Source organism: Dyadobacter sp. HNCC25DJ185 (assembly GCF_056895195.1).
In genome coordinates this window covers 74,011-91,636 of the sequence record NZ_JBXHAR010000012.1, presented here as the reverse complement: position 1 = coordinate 91,636, position 17,626 = coordinate 74,011, and the positions used below count along the sequence as shown (strand labels likewise).

Annotated in this window: 14 protein-coding genes; 8 read left to right on the top strand and 6 right to left on the bottom strand. The window is 48.5% G+C overall.

From position 1 onward, the window contains the following. Positions 1–75: 75 nt before the first annotated feature. From AC1XUF_RS28130 to AC1XUF_RS28115, 4 genes are all read right to left on the bottom strand, one after another. The gene (locus AC1XUF_RS28130) at positions 76–2,751 is read right to left on the bottom strand and encodes an ABC transporter permease (protein WP_483345201.1); all 2,676 of its coding nucleotides are present in this window, start codon (positions 2,749–2,751) and stop codon (positions 76–78) included. A 358-nt stretch (positions 2,752–3,109) separates the two neighbouring features. Then, complete coding sequence (locus AC1XUF_RS28125) at positions 3,110–4,063, bottom strand: hypothetical protein (RefSeq protein WP_483345200.1); 954 nt, start codon at positions 4,061–4,063, stop codon at positions 3,110–3,112. Next, entirely contained in the window at positions 4,060–4,647 is a 588-nt protein-coding gene (locus AC1XUF_RS28120; RefSeq protein WP_483345199.1) for a hypothetical protein, read from the bottom strand. The genes AC1XUF_RS28125 and AC1XUF_RS28120 overlap by 4 nt, the downstream gene beginning before the upstream one ends. Then, complete coding sequence (locus AC1XUF_RS28115) at positions 4,637–5,158, bottom strand: RNA polymerase sigma factor (protein ID WP_483345198.1); 522 nt, start codon at positions 5,156–5,158, stop codon at positions 4,637–4,639. Before AC1XUF_RS28115 ends, AC1XUF_RS28120 begins: the two co-directional genes overlap by 11 nt. A gap of 155 nt (positions 5,159–5,313) precedes the next feature. Between AC1XUF_RS28115 and AC1XUF_RS28110 the strand changes: the two genes are divergently transcribed. After that, positions 5,314–8,196 (top strand): outer membrane beta-barrel protein, encoded by a 2,883-nt coding sequence (locus tag AC1XUF_RS28110; RefSeq protein WP_483345197.1) that lies wholly within the window; start codon positions 5,314–5,316, stop codon positions 8,194–8,196. A 48-nt stretch (positions 8,197–8,244) separates the two neighbouring features. On the opposite strand, the gene AC1XUF_RS28105 is transcribed toward AC1XUF_RS28110, so the two are convergent. Together AC1XUF_RS28105 and AC1XUF_RS28100 are read right to left on the bottom strand one after the other, a co-directional pair. Next, complete coding sequence (locus tag AC1XUF_RS28105) at positions 8,245–9,489, bottom strand: dipeptidase (RefSeq protein WP_483345196.1); 1,245 nt, start codon at positions 9,487–9,489, stop codon at positions 8,245–8,247. Positions 9,490–9,633: 144 nt separating this feature from the next. Then, the gene (locus tag AC1XUF_RS28100; RefSeq protein ID WP_483345195.1) at positions 9,634–10,950 is read right to left on the bottom strand and encodes a hypothetical protein; all 1,317 of its coding nucleotides are present in this window, start codon (positions 10,948–10,950) and stop codon (positions 9,634–9,636) included. A 258-nt stretch (positions 10,951–11,208) separates the two neighbouring features. On the opposite strand from AC1XUF_RS28100, the gene AC1XUF_RS28095 reads away from it, so the two are divergent. From AC1XUF_RS28095 to AC1XUF_RS28065, 7 genes are all read left to right on the top strand, one after another. Further along, positions 11,209–11,343, top strand: a complete 135-nt coding sequence (locus tag AC1XUF_RS28095) for a hypothetical protein (RefSeq protein WP_483345194.1) — start codon at positions 11,209–11,211, stop codon at positions 11,341–11,343. A gap of 71 nt (positions 11,344–11,414) precedes the next feature. Then, positions 11,415–12,419, top strand: a complete 1,005-nt coding sequence (locus AC1XUF_RS28090) for an ABC transporter transmembrane domain-containing protein (RefSeq protein ID WP_483345193.1) — start codon at positions 11,415–11,417, stop codon at positions 12,417–12,419. Further along, a complete protein-coding gene (locus AC1XUF_RS28085; RefSeq protein ID WP_483345192.1) occupies positions 12,412–13,764 on the top strand; it encodes an HlyD family secretion protein in 1,353 nt (450 codons plus the stop codon). The genes AC1XUF_RS28090 and AC1XUF_RS28085 overlap by 8 nt, the downstream gene beginning before the upstream one ends. A 30-nt stretch (positions 13,765–13,794) precedes the next feature. Further along, entirely contained in the window at positions 13,795–15,237 is a 1,443-nt protein-coding gene (locus AC1XUF_RS28080; protein WP_483345191.1) for a TolC family protein, read from the top strand. A 330-nt stretch (positions 15,238–15,567) separates the two neighbouring features. Then, positions 15,568–16,620: a serine hydrolase domain-containing protein gene (locus AC1XUF_RS28075; protein ID WP_483345190.1), complete on the top strand. Its 1,053-nt coding sequence runs from the start codon at positions 15,568–15,570 to the stop codon at positions 16,618–16,620. 96 nt (positions 16,621–16,716) lie between these two features. Then, positions 16,717–17,145 (top strand): DUF1801 domain-containing protein, encoded by a 429-nt coding sequence (locus AC1XUF_RS28070; RefSeq protein ID WP_483345189.1) that lies wholly within the window; start codon positions 16,717–16,719, stop codon positions 17,143–17,145. 46 nt (positions 17,146–17,191) lie between these two features. Beyond that, positions 17,192–17,623: a VOC family protein gene (locus AC1XUF_RS28065; protein WP_483345188.1), complete on the top strand. Its 432-nt coding sequence runs from the start codon at positions 17,192–17,194 to the stop codon at positions 17,621–17,623. Positions 17,624–17,626 lie beyond the last annotated feature (3 nt).

The window sequence follows — 17,626 nt, the reverse complement described above, 5'->3', positions numbered from 1 at the left end:
TAACGGCCCTGATTGGGATGTATTTATAAACATTTCCTGCTATGGTGCTGAAACATGATGAAACTCCAAAATGGGCTATTCGCTGCGCAAACTTTTTACAGGGTTCGTTAATGCAGCCTTGATACTCTGGAAACCCACCGTCAGCAGGGCAATCCCTAGGGCCAGCGTACCTGCCAGGGCAAAAATCCACCAGTCGATCGTGACTTTATAGGCGAAATCGTTCAGCCATTGGTCCATAGCCCACCAGGCAACAGGGGAGGCCAGCACGAGCGCTATCAGGATGAGTTTGAGAAAGTCTTTCGAGAGTAGGGCCACCACACTGGCCACCGACGCGCCAAGTACTTTCCTGACGCCAATCTCTTTTGTACGCTGTTCGGCGGTGTAGGTAGCCAGTCCGAATAACCCTAAACAGGCGATGAAGATCGTCAGGCTTGAAAATACAGTCAGCACTTGTTCTATTTTCTGTTCGGTAGCATAAACCTGCTCAAAGCGGTCATCCAGGAACGAATAGGAAAAAGGGGCTGCGGGCGAAAATGACTCCCATTGTTGCTTCAGTGAAGCGAGTAACTTCGGGAGATTCTCAGTACGTGTTTTGACCAGAATATTGCCTGAATTTCCGCCCAGGAACATCACCAGAGGCCCGATTTTTTGCCGTAGGGATTCAAAATGAAAGTCTTTTACCACGCCAATAACCCGGTAATAGGTTTTTACACCCTTGTCGTCCGTGTGACCGATCAGCTCTTTTCCAACCGGGTTTTGTGGCCACCCGAGCGCCTTTACAGCAGTTTCATTCAGTATGACGCCGGATGCATCAGTAGGGAAACTTTTTGAGAAATTGCGCCCCTGAACCATGCGCATCCCCAGTGTAGGGATATACTCAGGATCAACAAAATAGAACCGGCTCATGATACCCTGGTAAGGTCTTTCTCTGGGCATGACGGTGGTATTATCCATGATGGAGTTCCCAACGGGTACCTGGCCCGAGATACTCCCCATGATAACCTGCGGATATTGAATGATCTGTTCGCGAAATACGGCTTCGTTATTGCGAAGCATATGTGTATTTTGGATAACCAGCACTTGCTCACGATCGAAACCCACTTTCTGGCTTTGCATATAACGCAGCTGCCGGTCTGCCGTAACGGTAGCGATGATCATCGAAATGGTGACAAAAAATTGAAATACCACCAAGCCACTTCGCAGATTGATGCCTCCTTTCGCAGCCATCAGACGTCCTTTCAAGACCGAAACAGGCTTAAATGAAGACAGGTAAAAAGCCGGATAACTGCCTGCCATCAGACCCACCAAAACGGTGCCACCTACCAGCCCGGCTGCTATAATAGGGCTGCTCAACAAATGGATTGTAAGTGTTTTGCCTGTCAGTTGGTTGAATAAAGGCAACGCCGATGCTACAAGAAACAATCCGACTCCAAGCGCTACCATCGCCAGCATAATCGATTCAATCAGGAACTGTTGCCGCAATTGCCCCTTTACCGAACCCAGCACTTTACGAACCCCAACTTCGCGCGAGCGCCGCACTGCGGTGGCAGTGGACAGGTTCATAAAGTTCACGCACGCGATCAGCAGCATAAAGGCTGCAATGGCCGTGAGCACATATACGTACATGATATTCCCGCCAGAGCCTGATCCGGACTTGGAATACAAATGGATGTCGGTGAGCGGTTCCAGGAAAACCCCGAAATCGTCGCCCTTCTCACGGAACTGTTTTGGGGTGATTTTCAGGAATGCTTGTATTTCACCCCCAATCTGCTTTTCAGCAAGTCGGGAAATTTTAGACGCTAAGTGTTTGTAGTCATATTTCTCAGGGAGCAGCAAATACGTCACGTAATTCATTCTGTATAGCCATCCTGCATCCTTTATATTTTGATCTTCACCCCCTAGCGAAGCCAGCATATTGAACTGAAAATGTGAGTTTGCAGGTACATTTCTGACCACGCCTGTTATCCGGTAGGGTGCCTTTTCACCTCCAAATGATAATACTTTTCCAACCGGGTCCTGATTGCCGAAATATTTCTGGGCGGTCTCCTCGGTCAAGATCACTGTGTTTGGCTCGGTCAGTGCATGCCTGGGGTCTCCTTTCAAAAACGGAATGGTGAATACATCGAAGAATGAAGAGTCGGCAACCAGCAGCCTATCCTCTTTAAATGAGGTTGTTCCGTAGCTAACAAACTCGCCGCCCTGTCCCCTGAAACGCGTTGCTCTTACTACTTCCGGAAATTGCTGTTGCAAGTCGCGGGCTGCGTTCATACCGAGCAGGGATCCGCCGACGTCCTTCCCGTCCAACTTCAATGTAAGCCCGACCCGAAAAATCCGGTCTGCTTTTTCATTATAACGGTCGTAGGATAGTTCATCCTGCACATACAGCATGATCAGGATGCAGGTAGCCAATCCAATGGCTAAACCAATAACATTAATGCTGGTTGAGACTTTTTGTCTCTTCAGATTGCGAAGCGCGATTTTGAAATAGTTTCGTAGCATACCATGGCTATAAAAAGGGGAAGAAGAAAATTCATTTTTTTGTCTTTTGATAAACGCCGGGCGGACATATGCCAACGATTCCAGCCAGTACCTTCTCCTGGCTTTTGAAGTTCCCTGCATCTGCACCCGCCGCGCGAATCGCTCCTGCAAATCGCCTAGTATCTGTTCGCGCAGGTGCGGCGCAACCAGCATTTTTATAAAGCTGGTAAGAAACCGGGGTGGCTGATCCGATGTTGACTGTTCTGATTTCATGAGTTCGGAAAGACGATCAATTCCACTTGAAACGGAGGATGGACAGCAGCGGCGACTTTTCCAGAATACGTCTGTCCAAGGCCTTGCCAAATTTGCCCAGATCACTCCTTCTCGTCAGGAAAACAGGATCTATTCATTTTTGACATATAATCCGTTTCTGTATAACAAATGATATGCCAGAAAGCTGGATGAGTCAAAAACCAGTTGGAACAGCCATTTTTGCAGGTAGGTGGGAAGTAGACTGTCCGATTATGAACAATCAGCGTCCGGCCCGGACAATGGACAGCGGTTGAATAGTTGAAAATGGACAACCCCGCCGCTCACTATATCCCGGACGCCGGACAGGCCGTCGACAAATTCATTCGCCATAAAGATTTAAGGTGCCGAAGGCAAGAGCCATTCGAATGGAGGTATTGCCCGGAGATACAAAGCCATCATAGAAATTCGTCTTTTTCAGATTTTTCGCTTCCTCCATTTTTTTTCTAAAAATGATATTGTCCTTGCTATGGACTACTGTATCTCGTGGGGTTTCCTTTTTTTGATTGTCGCCTTGTGTCGGTTTCAGTTCAAGCGCACTATGATTGATCACCCGGGCCAGCAAAGTTCTGATACTATATTGCGGGGTGATATTTTGCAGTCCTCTGAGATTAACTTCCCGAATGTTGTCCATTTTGAGCAAGAGACTGTCGGTGCTGCGAACCAATGACAGGTCCAGGATATTGCCGCCGGAGAAAGCCCCAGCCAGTTTCCCCCGGACTTGTGTCACTTTAACATGATCAAATACATAGGCCCGTATCTCGCCCGACAGTATATTCAAAATGTCTACGTTGCCCTGTTCGACCCTCAGATTGGCCGATCCCGACAAGTCTCCGGCGATCAGGTTCCCAAATTTCTGGTCTATGGTTAGTGGCCCCCGATAAGCGCCTATCCGAATGTTGCCAAATTTGTTTTTGATTGTGAGCGGTAACCCTTCCGGTACAACAATCTCATATCGGCAGCCAGCCTTGACAGCCTGGTTTTTGGGATCTTCCGATATCTTGGTAACGAGATGGATCACTCCGCGGTCCTTGGTTGCGCTGATACTGATATTTCCGGTAGTCGTTGCCTTTAAAAGTACCACCCGCTTTGCCCACGTTTTAATCACAATATCTCCATATTGATGATCAATATTCAGACTGTCGTCTGTGGTTACAGGGAAAGTCCTGGTTGTGGTTTTTTGCGGAGGCTGCGCACGGGCAATGTGGCCGGTTAACCAGAGACACGGACCCAGTAACACGCAGGACTTCAGTATCCGTTTTACCAGTATTTTCATAAATCCTTATATTCTTTAACCAATTGTACCTGATTTGCCAATATCATATCCTGCATTTTCAGGTTTTCAATCATGGTACTCTGGACTTTTTCGGCGTCTGCGCCGACGGCTAGTTGTCCCTCCAGCTCGGAATAAAGGTTACCGAGCATTTCCATCGCGTGCTGCGATTCTCGGTACAGTTCGGGATCAATGGTTTTCAAAGGCTGCAGTTGGGCCTTTTTTGCCTCGATCAAACGGGTATAATGCCGGAGTCCTGCCAGTTCTGTGAGGTTATGGTCCCTGGTAACGGGTGTATCGGTGGTTGTTTTTGCCGGTTCGTCGACCCGTTTCTTGCCAAGCGAAATAACGGGGGCACTAGCGGGGGATTGGAATGGATTGGTCACCAAGAGATAGCCAGCGCCTATGGTCAGCAACAGGCTGGCCGCTATGCCCATTGTTATCCTCCGTACTTTGAGTGAATGTGCTTTGTCCTGCTCATGTAATAACAAGTCGTTTTTCAATTTCTCCCATAGGTCCGGAGATGGGCCGCCCTTCTCCAGCCGTGCTTTCTCCTGTCCGAGGTATTTTTTGAACTTATCTTCCATCTGCCGGTCTTTTATGTTTGATCATCTGCAGGATTTTTTGCCTGCCCCGAAAATAATGGCTTCTGGCCGTAGAGGATGAGATTTGCAGCAGTGGCGCAATCTCTTCAAAACTCATTTCTTCGAAAACATGTAAGTTGATCACCGTGCGGTACTCATCTTTCAACTCATTCAGTGCCCGTATGACATCTGCCAGTTGGTTCTGAAATTCCAGCTCATCCACGTCCTGATCATCCGCCAGGTCATGCAAATCCTCCAGATCGATATGTCCTTTACTATTTCGCCTTAAATGGTTCAATGATTGATTGATCACGATCCTTTTAAGCCAGCCTCCGAAGGCCTCGGGATCCTTCAATTTATTTAATGTACTGAAAGCCTCCATAAAGGCACTCTGCAAAATATCTTCGGCATCCGCTGCATCTATAACGATCCGCTGGCTGGTATGGAACATCGCCCGGCTAAACCTGTTGTACAACAGCTCGTACCCGGCCAGATCCCCCCTGCGGCATCTCATGATTAGTTCAGCTTCGCTTTTACCCAATTGCGCAATCTTGCTTAATTCTTCCTACAGGTAACCCGATATACCCGGGCGTTGCAAAAAATTAAAAAAATAAAATAAAGTGCAACGACTGGGCCTGCCCGGCTACCTAAGATAAACAATCGGAAAATATGAAATCAGTATTACTGGGGCTGGGTATTCTGCTGGGGATGTATCACGCTGCCTTTGCGCAATCGGGCAGGGAAGTCAGGGGTGTTGTCACAGATTCTCTAAAAGCGGTTATTCCCGGTGTAACAATCGGGCTGGTAGGCCAAATAGGGGATACCCTCCGAACCTCGTCAGATCCCACAGGTCATTTTTTGTTCAAAAACTTGAAAGGGATTAAGTTGACTTTAACCTTTTCCTCGGTGGGCTACCATGGCCTTGTCAAACATTACCTGCTTACGGACGACCACAGACCTGTGCAACTCGATACCGTTATTCTGAGGACTGAAGAAAATCTGCTCGGCCAGGTAACCATTACTGGTGTAAATCCCGTGATTTTTAAAGAAGATACGATCCAGTACAACGCCGGTGCTTATAAGGTGCGGGATCAGGCGGCTGTCGAAGAGGTGATCAAAAAATTGCCGGGCCTGGAAGTTGATGTCGCAGGGAATATTACGGCGCAGGGCAAGCCGGTCACGAAAGTGCGTGTAAATGGAAGGGATTTCTTTGACGGAAATGTTCAGTCGGCCACTAAAAACCTGCCCGCCGATATTGTAGAAAACATCCAGATCATCGACGACTACGGCGACAAGGCCAACCTGACCGGCCTTAAAACTGCCGAACCTGTCAAGATTATGAACATCAATGTCAAAGCAGATAAAAATTACGGGTATACCGGTCAGGTTACGGCGGGTGAAGGTGCCGACGCGCTCCCGCGCAATAGCGGGGCACAAAGCGGCAACCGTTATGTCGGGTTGGTCAATGCCTTCAATTTCAGGGGTGCTCAGCAACTTGCGATACTTGCCAATGTCAATAATACCAACATCAATACTTTTTCATTTGGCACGCCGGGTGGTCCGCCGGCCTCGACTGACCCTGTGGTTAATAAAAAACTGGCATTAGAGGTTGCCATCAATAACGGGAAAACCGGGAATGCCGTAACCGGCAATTTTACCGGGCAAACGGCAGCACAAAATGGCATTACAACAACCCGGGCCACCGGGGCCAATTTCCGCGACCAGTGGGGGAAAAAGCTACTGGTTTACGGAAGCTATGGTTTTAGCGACAATACGACGCTGCTCCGAAGCAGTACAGTAATCGAAAACACATCTGTGGGTGGCCAGAGTATGAGTGTGCAGTCGGCGAAATCGACCAACAGGAATATCGACCACCGGTTAAGCTGGAACATGGAGTACAAGTCGGATGATTTTAATTATTTGAAGATCAGTTCATTCTTTAAATATGCTCGGGTTGATGGTGATCAGCAGGCGGATGTGAGTGCTTCACGCGACAATCGGATAAGCACTGCCTATACGGCAACAACCGGAAGTAGGTTCACGACGCCGGGTTATGGCATGTCCGCCTTGTATAATCACCGCTTCCGGAAAGCAGGACGGAACTTAAATATCGAGACTTCTTTCGATTTCGACCGGAGCGATGCAAAGCAGGGAACCTCTTACCAATTCACATCCGGTGCCATCATCGCACCTCCGCGCCAGCAGATCAATACCGGAAATCATGCTTATACATACAATATAACGGCATCCTACCTGGAGCCGATGGGCGGGTCTAACTACCTTGAATTGATTTACATCCTCGGCAGGTCGGTTAACGGCTACCGCAAGGAGACTTTATTGCCGGATCAGTCTGGCCGTTCGTACCTTCCCGACAGCGCGCTCAGCAACCAGTATGATTACACGTTTTCGGCGAGCAGGATCGGTTTGAATTACCATCATAGCAACAAGGGTAAATTCAATTATACCGGGGGACTTGCGCTACAGCCTGCGGAGCTCGATGGCCGGACACCCATAACCGGCACCTCCGCGCATGTATCGTGCCTCAACCTGGTGCCAACAGCCCATTTCTCGTATCAATTCTCACAAAACCAGTCCCTTAGCATCGATTATAATGGTAGTAACGTTCAGCCAACTTTTGCCCAGTTGCAGCCCGTAACGGACTTTTCCAATGCCTTGTATCCCGTGCAAGGCAATCCCGGGCTCAGGCCGTCTTTTATGCATAACGTCAATTTGACCTATAACCGCTTTTCCTTTGAAACGGGAAGATTGCTTTTCAGCAACCTGACATTCGCAAAAACAGATCATCAGATTGTAAGCAATACAGTTATTTATCCTTCCAATTATACGCCGGACCCGCGCCTGGCCGGCACTTTTCTTACACGTTACAGGAATGGGAATGGGTTTTATACGGCATCCGGTTTTGTCAGCTACGCCTACCCATGGGCCAACCGCCGGTATACCCTGCTGCTGAACGGTCATGTGGGTTATCATCATCAGACTGGCTATATCACCGGTATTGATTCCTCAGACTATGCGGAGCATACCGCCAGGAACCTGGCCAGGAACTTTGTCATTGTCCCGGCCATCCGTTTCAGGGCAGACATTCCGGAAGTTATCGATGCTCAGCTCATCACCAGTTATGCGATCAACAGGACTTTCAACTCAATTCAGAATAATTTCACCGGCGCATCAGCCAATATCAGGACCTGGAACATTGCGCTGAATGGCAAAAGCTATTTTCATGACTGGACTTTGAGTTATGAATACAGTAAACTGATCAATAAAGGTTATGCCTCGAGTGTCCGCGCAACAAATCCCAGCCTGCTGAACCTGTATGTCGAACGACGATTTTTGAAGAACAATAGGGCTACGGCCCGTCTGGCAGCCTTTGACCTGTTGAATCAGAACACGGGCTTTGTCGCTGTGACGAGTTCCGGCACAATCACACAAACCAAACTCAACCGGCTCGGTCGTTATTTTCTGGCGACCGTCACATTCCGGATGCAACGGTTTGCAGGAAAAGCAGCCGTCAGTCACAAAGAGGGCCAGTAACTCATTGATTTACTGCCCTCTTTGTATCCTCAACATGGCGCATTCCTTCTATTTACCCTCGGTCACCTGTCTGATCACCCGCAGCCAGTTCAAGCCGAGGATCTTTTTGATCCGCTGATCAGGGTAACCCAGCTTTTGCAATGCCATTGTGATTTGCGGGTAATCGCTGATGTCTTTGATTTCGTGCGGCAGCTCAGGGCCGCCATCTAAGTCAGAACCCAGAGCGATATGATCCTCGCCCACTAAGTTTACGCCATAATCGATCACTTTGGCAAGCTGATCTACGTGCATCCAATACTCGTCAGGGATCGTTTTGTTATAAGTAAATGGCAACTCCTTCGCGAATTCTCTGTCTACGTCTTCGATGGTTTGCGTGGTAACCTGGGAGGCCAGGATTCTTGGTGTTTTGGGCTGAGGATCAGGTTGCACCCTGATGGGATTGTTGGCTCTCTGCCAGGCCCAGTATTTCGGATTGTTGAAAAGACTGCCGAAATGCACGCCGATCACACCACCTTTTGCGGCGATTGCTTTTGCAGCCTCGTCGGTAATGCAGCGGGGATGATCTACAATTTTGTGAAAGCCGCCGTGACTGTAAATCACCGGATGCCGGCTGGCGGCGGCTGATTGTATAATGGCGTCGTTGGATGCGTGGGCCACATTGATAACCATGCCGAGATCATTCATTTCTTTGATCACGGCTTTTCCATGTCCGTTAATGCCGCCCCAGGTGTATACATCGTTGCAGGCATCGATAAAAGCATTGGTGGTGCTGTGAGCTGTGAGCTGCATGGAGCGCAGGCCAAGCTTGTAAAGTGCACGCAGCAGGTCCAGGTCGCCGTAAAGGTCATAACCACCTTCCAGATCCAGGAAAGCCGCCATTTTGCCTTTTTTATTGATACGTTCAATGTCGGAAGCCGTGAGGGCCAGCTCGATTACCGCATTATTCTTTTTGATCTGGTCCAATGCAAGGTTTACGACTCGGAAAGTATTCTTGGTCTCGAACCGGCCCGGATAATAATTTTCAGGCGTATACACCGAGAAGAACATCGCATCCAATCCGCCTTCTTTAGCTCTTGGCAAATCGACCGTCCCATCCTTATAACGCTGGCCGATATCCGTTTTCAGTATCAGTTCCCGGCTCATCACATGCGTGTGGCCATCCATGACGAACGCGTCGCGGTGGAGGTCGGGCATGGGTCTTGTTTTGGGGACGGACAAAAGGGATAGTTTTGGGAGAATGTTGCCGGCGACCGGTAAAAGGGTTAGTGATTTTAGAACGTCTCTGCGTTTCATTCGTTTACTGGTTCAATTGTTCATGCAACTTACATTGTCACACTGAGCGTAGCCAAAGCACAATGCAGAATGGCGCTGTGCCCCGGTAGTTACGCCCTTTCGGCCGCCCGGTGCGCTCAGGATGACAAATTCACTCATTAAAAATTACTTATCAAAGCCCCTTACATAAGGCACATTCGGCGGACGCTCTCCGGTGCTGAATTGCGCGCCCCGTGTCGAGCGGTATTTGATATTCAAGAACGGTGTTTCAATTCTTCGCCCGATAGGGGAGTACTTTCCATTTTCCCAATTGGAATCCATGTAGTAGTCTGTGATTCCAGTGGATAGCAGCAATCTTTCTGCGTTGAATGGTTCCTTTTTGGTTACCATCATTTCCGTAATCCAGTGTGGTTGGGAATTGGAAGCGTGGTATTGTGAAAAGGGCCCCGGCCAGTCTAGCATGGAGATGATCGTCGGGTCTTTTTGCCCTGCTATTTCGCCGGCGTACGTCCAGCCCACGCCATTTCCGGCATATACCGCCGCTTTTGTCCCGTCATTATATTCGACGATACAGACATTTGCTTTGGCGATCTCCTGAAAATGTCCAGGCTTTAGGTCAAATTTGATTCTTACAGCTTCAAGCAGCTTGCTGGCCCAGGGGTTTTTTTCGGTCCACTTCCAGGTTTCGGGGCCGCGTATACTTTGCACCGATTTCACGCCTGTCTCGCTGCCCTTGCGGCGTTCTACAAAAGCCTGGAGTACATCGATACAATGGAAAATCGCCCCTTCATCCGAAGCGCCACCGATCACGATTGACGTTTTGATGGGTGTATCTATGTCCAGTTCTATCTCGGGCTTGCGGAAATAAACGGGTATGGAAGAACCGCCGGTCAAAGGAAAATTCAGCTCACGGGATTTGTCAAACATCCATTTGGCCTCGTCCCAATTGTAGGAGAGGTGTTTATCATTGAAAACCGGCACCGAGCGCTTGCTTTGCTCGAAAACGCGGATCACTTTTTCGTAGATCCACCAGCGCGGCAGGAGCCACTGCCCTTTGAGATTGGTAGGATAATCCCCGTGCTCCCCGACGATGACAACGCCATCCACCGCCAGTTCCTTCCCTCCAAGCGTGACAGCTTCTCCTGGTGTCTTAAAGATGGGGATGTCTTTCGCTTTGCATATTTTCTGGCCAAGCTGGCTGGTATCCAACTGATGAATGTAAACCGCCACCACGTCCACCCGCGAAGGGGTGTGGGCGCCCTGCCACCAGTAACCGTCCAATAACTTGGTGAGGATCCAGTCGGCATGCGAATTCGTAGCGGCCCAATAGGTGACGAGACAGGCGATGCGGGGCCGTGCTAGCGCTGGTGTGGGGGCTGTCTTGGCGTCAGCATCCGTTGGAAATCCTGCCAGCGCTGTTAAACCGGCCATACCGGTTATTCCGAGCATTTCGCGCCGGGTAATGAGTGGGTTTGATGTCATGGGTTTAGAAATTGTGGTGTTTACGAATAGGGTGATTGGTAAAAATACCCTTCTGCTGACGTTACTCCAAATTTTGGCAGGCCGGGAAACGAGGTATTTGACAGAATGTCTAAAAAGCAAGTTGTCGGCGATCGACTATGAGGACTCTTTTTAGGAGATCCAGGATATTTTGTCTGGTAACCTGCAATTTGGCATGCCAGGAGCGTGCCAGGCATAATATTTATGTGTCATTTTATTAAATTTTAATCGAATTTTAATATGACGGAAATTTCCTTCAATCAGGATAACGGTCTGGCCGAACCGCTCATCACGCCTCCGCTCCTGCATTCGGCCACACATGACACGCAAAATTTCCTAAGGCTTTCCTTTATCGGGCAAGTCTGGAACCGCTAACACACGGGCTATCCGCTTCGCCGGATCGCTACTGAAAGAGGGTATCATTTTGATTTACAAATATTTAAAGAATGAAGAAAGGGCATCATGTCGAAGTTCCCACCCCATGGGAGAGATTAATGGGGATGCTTTATGTAGAGAGGACTACCATCAACTATATATTCATTTACGCAATCCTGATCGGGCTCATCGGGCTGACCCTTCCGCTGGGAACGACGGCGGTTTTTAATTTTTTGTCCAATGGCGCTTTATACAGCTCAACGTACATATTAATTGGCGTTGTGCTGCTTGGGGTTGTAGTGGGAGGGTTGTTGCTGATTGGCCAGCTGACGCTGGTGGAGGTAATCGAGCAAAAGATTTTTGCCAAAGCGACCCTGGAATTTGCCTACCGTTTTCCGCGGATCAAAAAGCAAGAGTTGAGCGGCGAAAATCCGCCTGAACTCGTGAACCGGTTTTTTGATGTGATCACCATCCAGAAAGGGCTTACCAAATTGCTGGTAGACGTGGTTGCCTCTACGGTCCAGATCTTTTTCGCAGCCATCCTGCTTTCTTTTTACCATCCCATATTTGTTATTTTTGGAATCTTCACCGTGCTGATCATCCTCTTAATGCTGGCTTTGTTTTACAAAAGGGGTGTCATGACCAGCATTGACGAATCGGAATATAAATATGAAGTAGTTGCTTACCTGGAAGCAGTAGCGGCCGACCTGGATGCTTACCGCAACCAGCCGGCACAGCTTACCAAGGTGATTCTGGAAACCGACAAGATCACCGCCAAATACCTTAAGGCCAGGAACGCCCATTTTAAGATACTGAGAAAATTCTTTGCAAGCTCTGTCGCTTTAAGGACGATTTTAATGGGCGGGCTTCTGCTCATGGGTTCGTATTATGTGATCGAGCGGCAGATGACACTCGGCCAGTTTGTTGCTGCTGAGGTAATTATCGTACAAATCAGTTATGCAGTCGAAAAATTCATGACCAGCCTGAATACCATATTTGATATGGTGACGGGCAGTGAGAAACTCGCGGTTGTGACAGACCTGGAATTGGAAGAAAGTGAGGTGACCAATGGCTAGTAAATCATCAGAAAAAAGGAAATGGGAAGAAATGGGGCCGCTTTCCCGGTATGAAGTTTTAACCACAAGAGGTCCCAAGCTACTGGGCAAGATCATGCTGGCGCTCTTGCTGCTCTTTATCATTATCCTGTTTATGCCCTGGCGGCAGACGATCCCAGGCCGGGGGAACGTAACGGCATTGCGGCCGGAGGACAGGCCGCAAACCGTTCAAAATCAAATTGGCGGACGCATTGAACATTGGGCTGTGCGGGAAGGACAGCAAGTGAAAAAAGGCGATACGATCCTGATCATATCCGAAACGAGCCAGTCGTATTTTGATCCGGAGTTGCCTGTGCGGCTTCAAGAGCAGCTTTCTGCAAAAGAAGGAAGCGAAAGTGCGGCGGCCCAGAAAATGGCCGCTACCAACACCCAGATAAACGCAATGGGCAAAGGATTGGCGGTTAAGCTCAATGCAGCCAGGAACAAAGTCCTTCAGGCAGAAAACAATGTACGCATCGACAGCGCCGACCTTGTTGCCGTGCAGCGGTTCTACGACATCGCCAAATCACGGCTGGCGCGTTACGAAGCTGGTTACGAGAAAGGGCTTTTCTCGCTGACAGACATTGAATCCCGAAGATTGAAATTGCAGGAAGACAATGCTAAGGTGATCAGCCAGCAGAACAAGCTGGGCAATTCCATCCAGTCGTTGCGGAATGCCAGCATTGAGCTGGACAATATCCGGGCAGAATATGAGCAGTCGCTGGCCAAAGCCCAATCGGATCTCAGCTCGGCACTTTCCAGCAGGGTCGGTGCGCAGGGGGAAATTGCCAAGCTGCGCAATGAAATTTCCAATACCAATATACGCCGCGGACTGTATGTGGTAAGGGCGCCTCAAAGTGGCTTTGTGGTCAAAACGCTGAAAGCGGGGATTGGGGAGAATATCAAGGAAGGAGAATCGATTGCTACACTTCAGCCGGAGTCGCCGATGGTCGCTGCCGAGATCTATGTCGATGCCATGGATGTCCCTTTGATTTTAAATAACAGCGATGTGCGGTTACAGTTTGAAGGCTGGCCGTCGGTCCAGTTTTCCGGCTGGCCCTCCGTTGCAGTGGGTACGTTTGCGGGAAGTGTATCGGTGATCGATCTGGTGAGCAGCGAAAGCGGGAAATATCGCCTTTTGGTAAAGCCTACGATGCCGGTCCCTGAAAAAGACCAGCCCTGGCCTAAGCAGTTGCGGCAGGGTTCGGGCGTTTATGGCCGTGTCATTCTGCGTTCGGTCCCTTTGTGGTATGAGATATGGCGGCAGCTCAACGGATTTCCGCCAAGCCTGAAAGCCGAACCTGCGGTTCAGGTGGGGGCGAAATAATTCAGTAATCATATTGGAATGAAGTATTTAATGAAAAGTAAAACCGTGCTCCTTTTGCTGTTTTTGCTGGTTACCCACATGGTAACAGGCTTTGCGCAGACCGATACGGCCACTCATACCACGCGGGTATTTACCTTGAATGACCTGGAACAGATCGTTCTTGCAAACCATCCGGTTGTAAAGCAGGCAGGCTTGCTCCATGACGAGGCCAGGGCAAAAGTACAGCAGGCGTGGGGCGATTTCGACCCAGCGCTCAAAAGCCAGTTTGGAAGAAAAATATTCGGAAATGCGGAGTACTATAACAATTGGTCAAACGAGCTAAAAGTGCCGTTATGGCTGGCAGGTGCAGATTTGAAGATAGGTTACGACCGCTTCGTAGGTACCTATACCAATCCCGAAACCCGCACCGGCGTGCCGGGACTTGCAGGGCTCGGACTGAATATCCCCATTGGGCAAGGTTTTCTGATCGATGCCAGGAGGAATACGTTGCGGCAGGCTAAGGTGATGGTAAATTATGCAGATGCCGAGAAGATCAAGCAGATCAATGCTGTCTGGTATGAGGCTGTGAAAAATTACTGGGATTGGTTTTATGCTTACCGGCAGTTTGCATTAATCCGCAACGGGGCCGATCTGGCTTACAAGCGGTTTTTATTTGTAAAAAATCAAACATTGATCGGCGATAAGCCGGCCATCGATTCCGTCGAGGCTGCGATCACTTTTCAGGAACGCAGCCTGCAGCTTGAAAAGATCAAAGTAGAGCTGAACAATGCGCGCCTTGTCATGTCCAATCACCTTTGGAATGAGCGTGAGGAGCCGCTGGAGTTGCCGGATTATTCTGTCCCTCAGGATACCGAACCAACCGCTTCTGCATTTTACAGAAACCAGCTAGAAACATTGATCAGTAACGCCGCCAATGCGCATCCAGAGCTTTTGATGTTGCAAAACAAAGGCTTGCAATTGCAATTGGAAAGAAATTACCGCAGGGAGATGCTGAAACCCAAGCTCAATCTCAGCGCGTCGCTCATCACGAGCAGGACGGATTTTGGCTCCTATGTCCCCGAATATTATGATCTGCGATGGAACAATTATAAGCTGGGTGTCGACTTTTCGTTTCCGCTGCTCCTCAGGGCACAGCGCGGAAAGTTGCAGGAAATCAAAGTGAAGCAGCTTGCTTTGAAATACGATGTCCAGCAAACCGGCCGAGAGATCAACACGAACATACTAAATGCTTTCAATCAGCTCGTAGCGTACGAATCACAGCTGACGATCCAGAACAAGAGCATCGAAAACCAGCAAATCCTGCTGAATGGCGAGTTGATGAAATTCGAGTTGGGAGAAAGCACGCTATTTCTGATCAATAGCCGCGAGACCAAACTTATCGACATGAAAATAAAAATGGCAGAGCTCGTGACGGGTTACCAGAAAGCCGTGGCGCAGCTCCACTACTCCGTTGGAAATATCGCGGAAAGATAGTTTAGTGAACGTGTAAATAAATGCCTGTCCGAAAGCCGGACAGGCATTTTTATTGAGTTTTGAAAATGTACTGTTACCAAGGACTCATCCACTTACCGCGTCATTTTCATCACTAAAAAACGGACAGGTAGGCCCATCTGCTCTCAACTTCGCTGCCTTCGCCAACACATGCGCACCATCGCGGGTACATTTCGCAGGCGAATGAAATATAGCCCGATACAGCTCACGTTGAGTATATTACGGCTAAACAGCGCTTCAGCCACAGAAAAAGATACGTCATTCGCCATTTTTATATTGAGAATCTGTCGGTGGCGTGTGAACTGCCATTTTATGAAAGCCATACTTTTTACGATGTGGACGTTGCTGTTCACAACCTGCCAGGCGCAGCAAACAGACAAATCACTTATTGAGCAACTGAAAGGAAAAGTCGCTGATAAAACTTACCCTAAAATTGATGCTATTGTCGTCGAACATGACCGTAAGATGATCATTGAAGAATATTTTAATGGTTTCAACAAGGACAGTCTGCACGACACCCGTTCGTCTTTCAAATCCATCACAAGCCTGCTGGCGGGAATTGCAATCGACAAAAAACTGATTGCATTGGATGACCGACTGGGGCGCTTTTTTCCTGAATTGCAGGACGAGGGAAAACGCAACATCAGCGTTCGGAATTTATTGGAAATGCGGTCGGGATTAAACTGTGAAGAATTTTATGGGATGGGCCCCGAATGCGAAGAAGAGATGGTTAAAAATCGGGATTGGATTTCCTTTTGTCTGGGAGTTGACTTGGTCAGGGAGCCGGGGCTAAACTGGTCTTATAATTCCAACGAACCCATGCTGGTGGGGGAAATCATTGCACGCGCGAGCGGCATGAGCGTGATGGAATTTGCCAAAAGAAACCTTTTTCAACCTTTGGGAATCAACGATTACAAATGGACCGTTTCGCCGAAAGGCCAGGGTATGACCGCAGGTTCATTTTACATGAAGCCTGCCGATATGCTGAAAATCATTGATCTGGTTAAGCAGAAGGGTGATTGGAATGGCAAGAGGATTGTGAGTGCCGACTGGATAGAGACATCCACGAATTGCCACATCATCATTGATTTTTCGTTTGCCCGGTATTCCAGAATCCCGAATGCTAAATATGAAAGTGCACGTTATGGCTTCTTTTGGTATAAAGAGCGTTTGGCATATCAAGACATTAACACGGAAGTCTTGTTTGCTTCGGGTAATGGCGGACAATATATGATGTGGCTTCCGGACTACAACCTGACAGCCGTGTTCACTGGCAGCAATTACGGAAACTGGAGAGGTAAGCTCCCCTTCGAACTGCTTCTGAAATACCTGATCCCCGCAATTGAAAAAGTAAATAGCAAATAACAGCGTATAGCCAAAGGCGGGGGCTGGCGCAATGCTGTTTGGCACTATGAAAGCAATTTGAACCGTAACAGCCCCTCATTATATTTATATATTGATATGAACATACACGAACAAATCAACGGCTACATGGCCAGCCAGCCCGAACCCAAACGTACTGACATGCAAGCGTTGCACCGGCTTGCGCTTCAGGTGGCGCCTGAATGCAAATTATGGTTCCTGGATGGTAAGGACAGCGAAAATAAAACGGTTTCCAATCCCAACATCGGATACGGATCTTACACGATCAAATACGCAAATGGTGCCGAAAAGGAATTTTACCGGGTTGGTATGAGTGCCAATACCAGCGGTATCTCGGTTTATATCATGGGTGTTGAGGATAAAAAATACTTGCCTCAAACCTATGGAGAAAAAATTGGCAAGGCGAGCGTGACCGGGTATTGCATTAAGTTCAAAGCGTTGAAAGACATCAATTTGGATGTGCTCGAAGCGGCGATGCGGTTTGGGTTAGAACGACCAGAAGATTAAAACAATAAAGAATAAAAAACAACAAACAACAAAACAGCAAGGAATTATGGCACTTATCAACCCGCAAATTAACTTCAACGGAAATGCTGAAGAAGCATTCAATTTTTACAAATCGGTATTTGGAGGAGAATTCAAAACGATTGCGCGCTTCAAAGATATGGCAAGCCCCGGGTTTGAAGTAGCTGAAAGTGAGGCAAATAAAATTATGCACATCGCTTTCCCGATTGGCCCAAATGTATTGATGGGGAATGATGTTCCTGAGTTTATGGGACGTGTTAATGAAAATGAAAACCGGTCTAAGATATCCATTAGTGCAGAAAGTCGCGAGGAAGCCGATAGATTATTTACCGGACTTTCGGCAGGAGGAGAGGTTGAATTTCCTATTGGCGACAGTCCATGGGGTTCGTATTTTGGAATGTTCAGGGATAAGTACGGTATTGAATGGATGGTGGATTTTGACGCAAGGGAGAACGCCTGATAA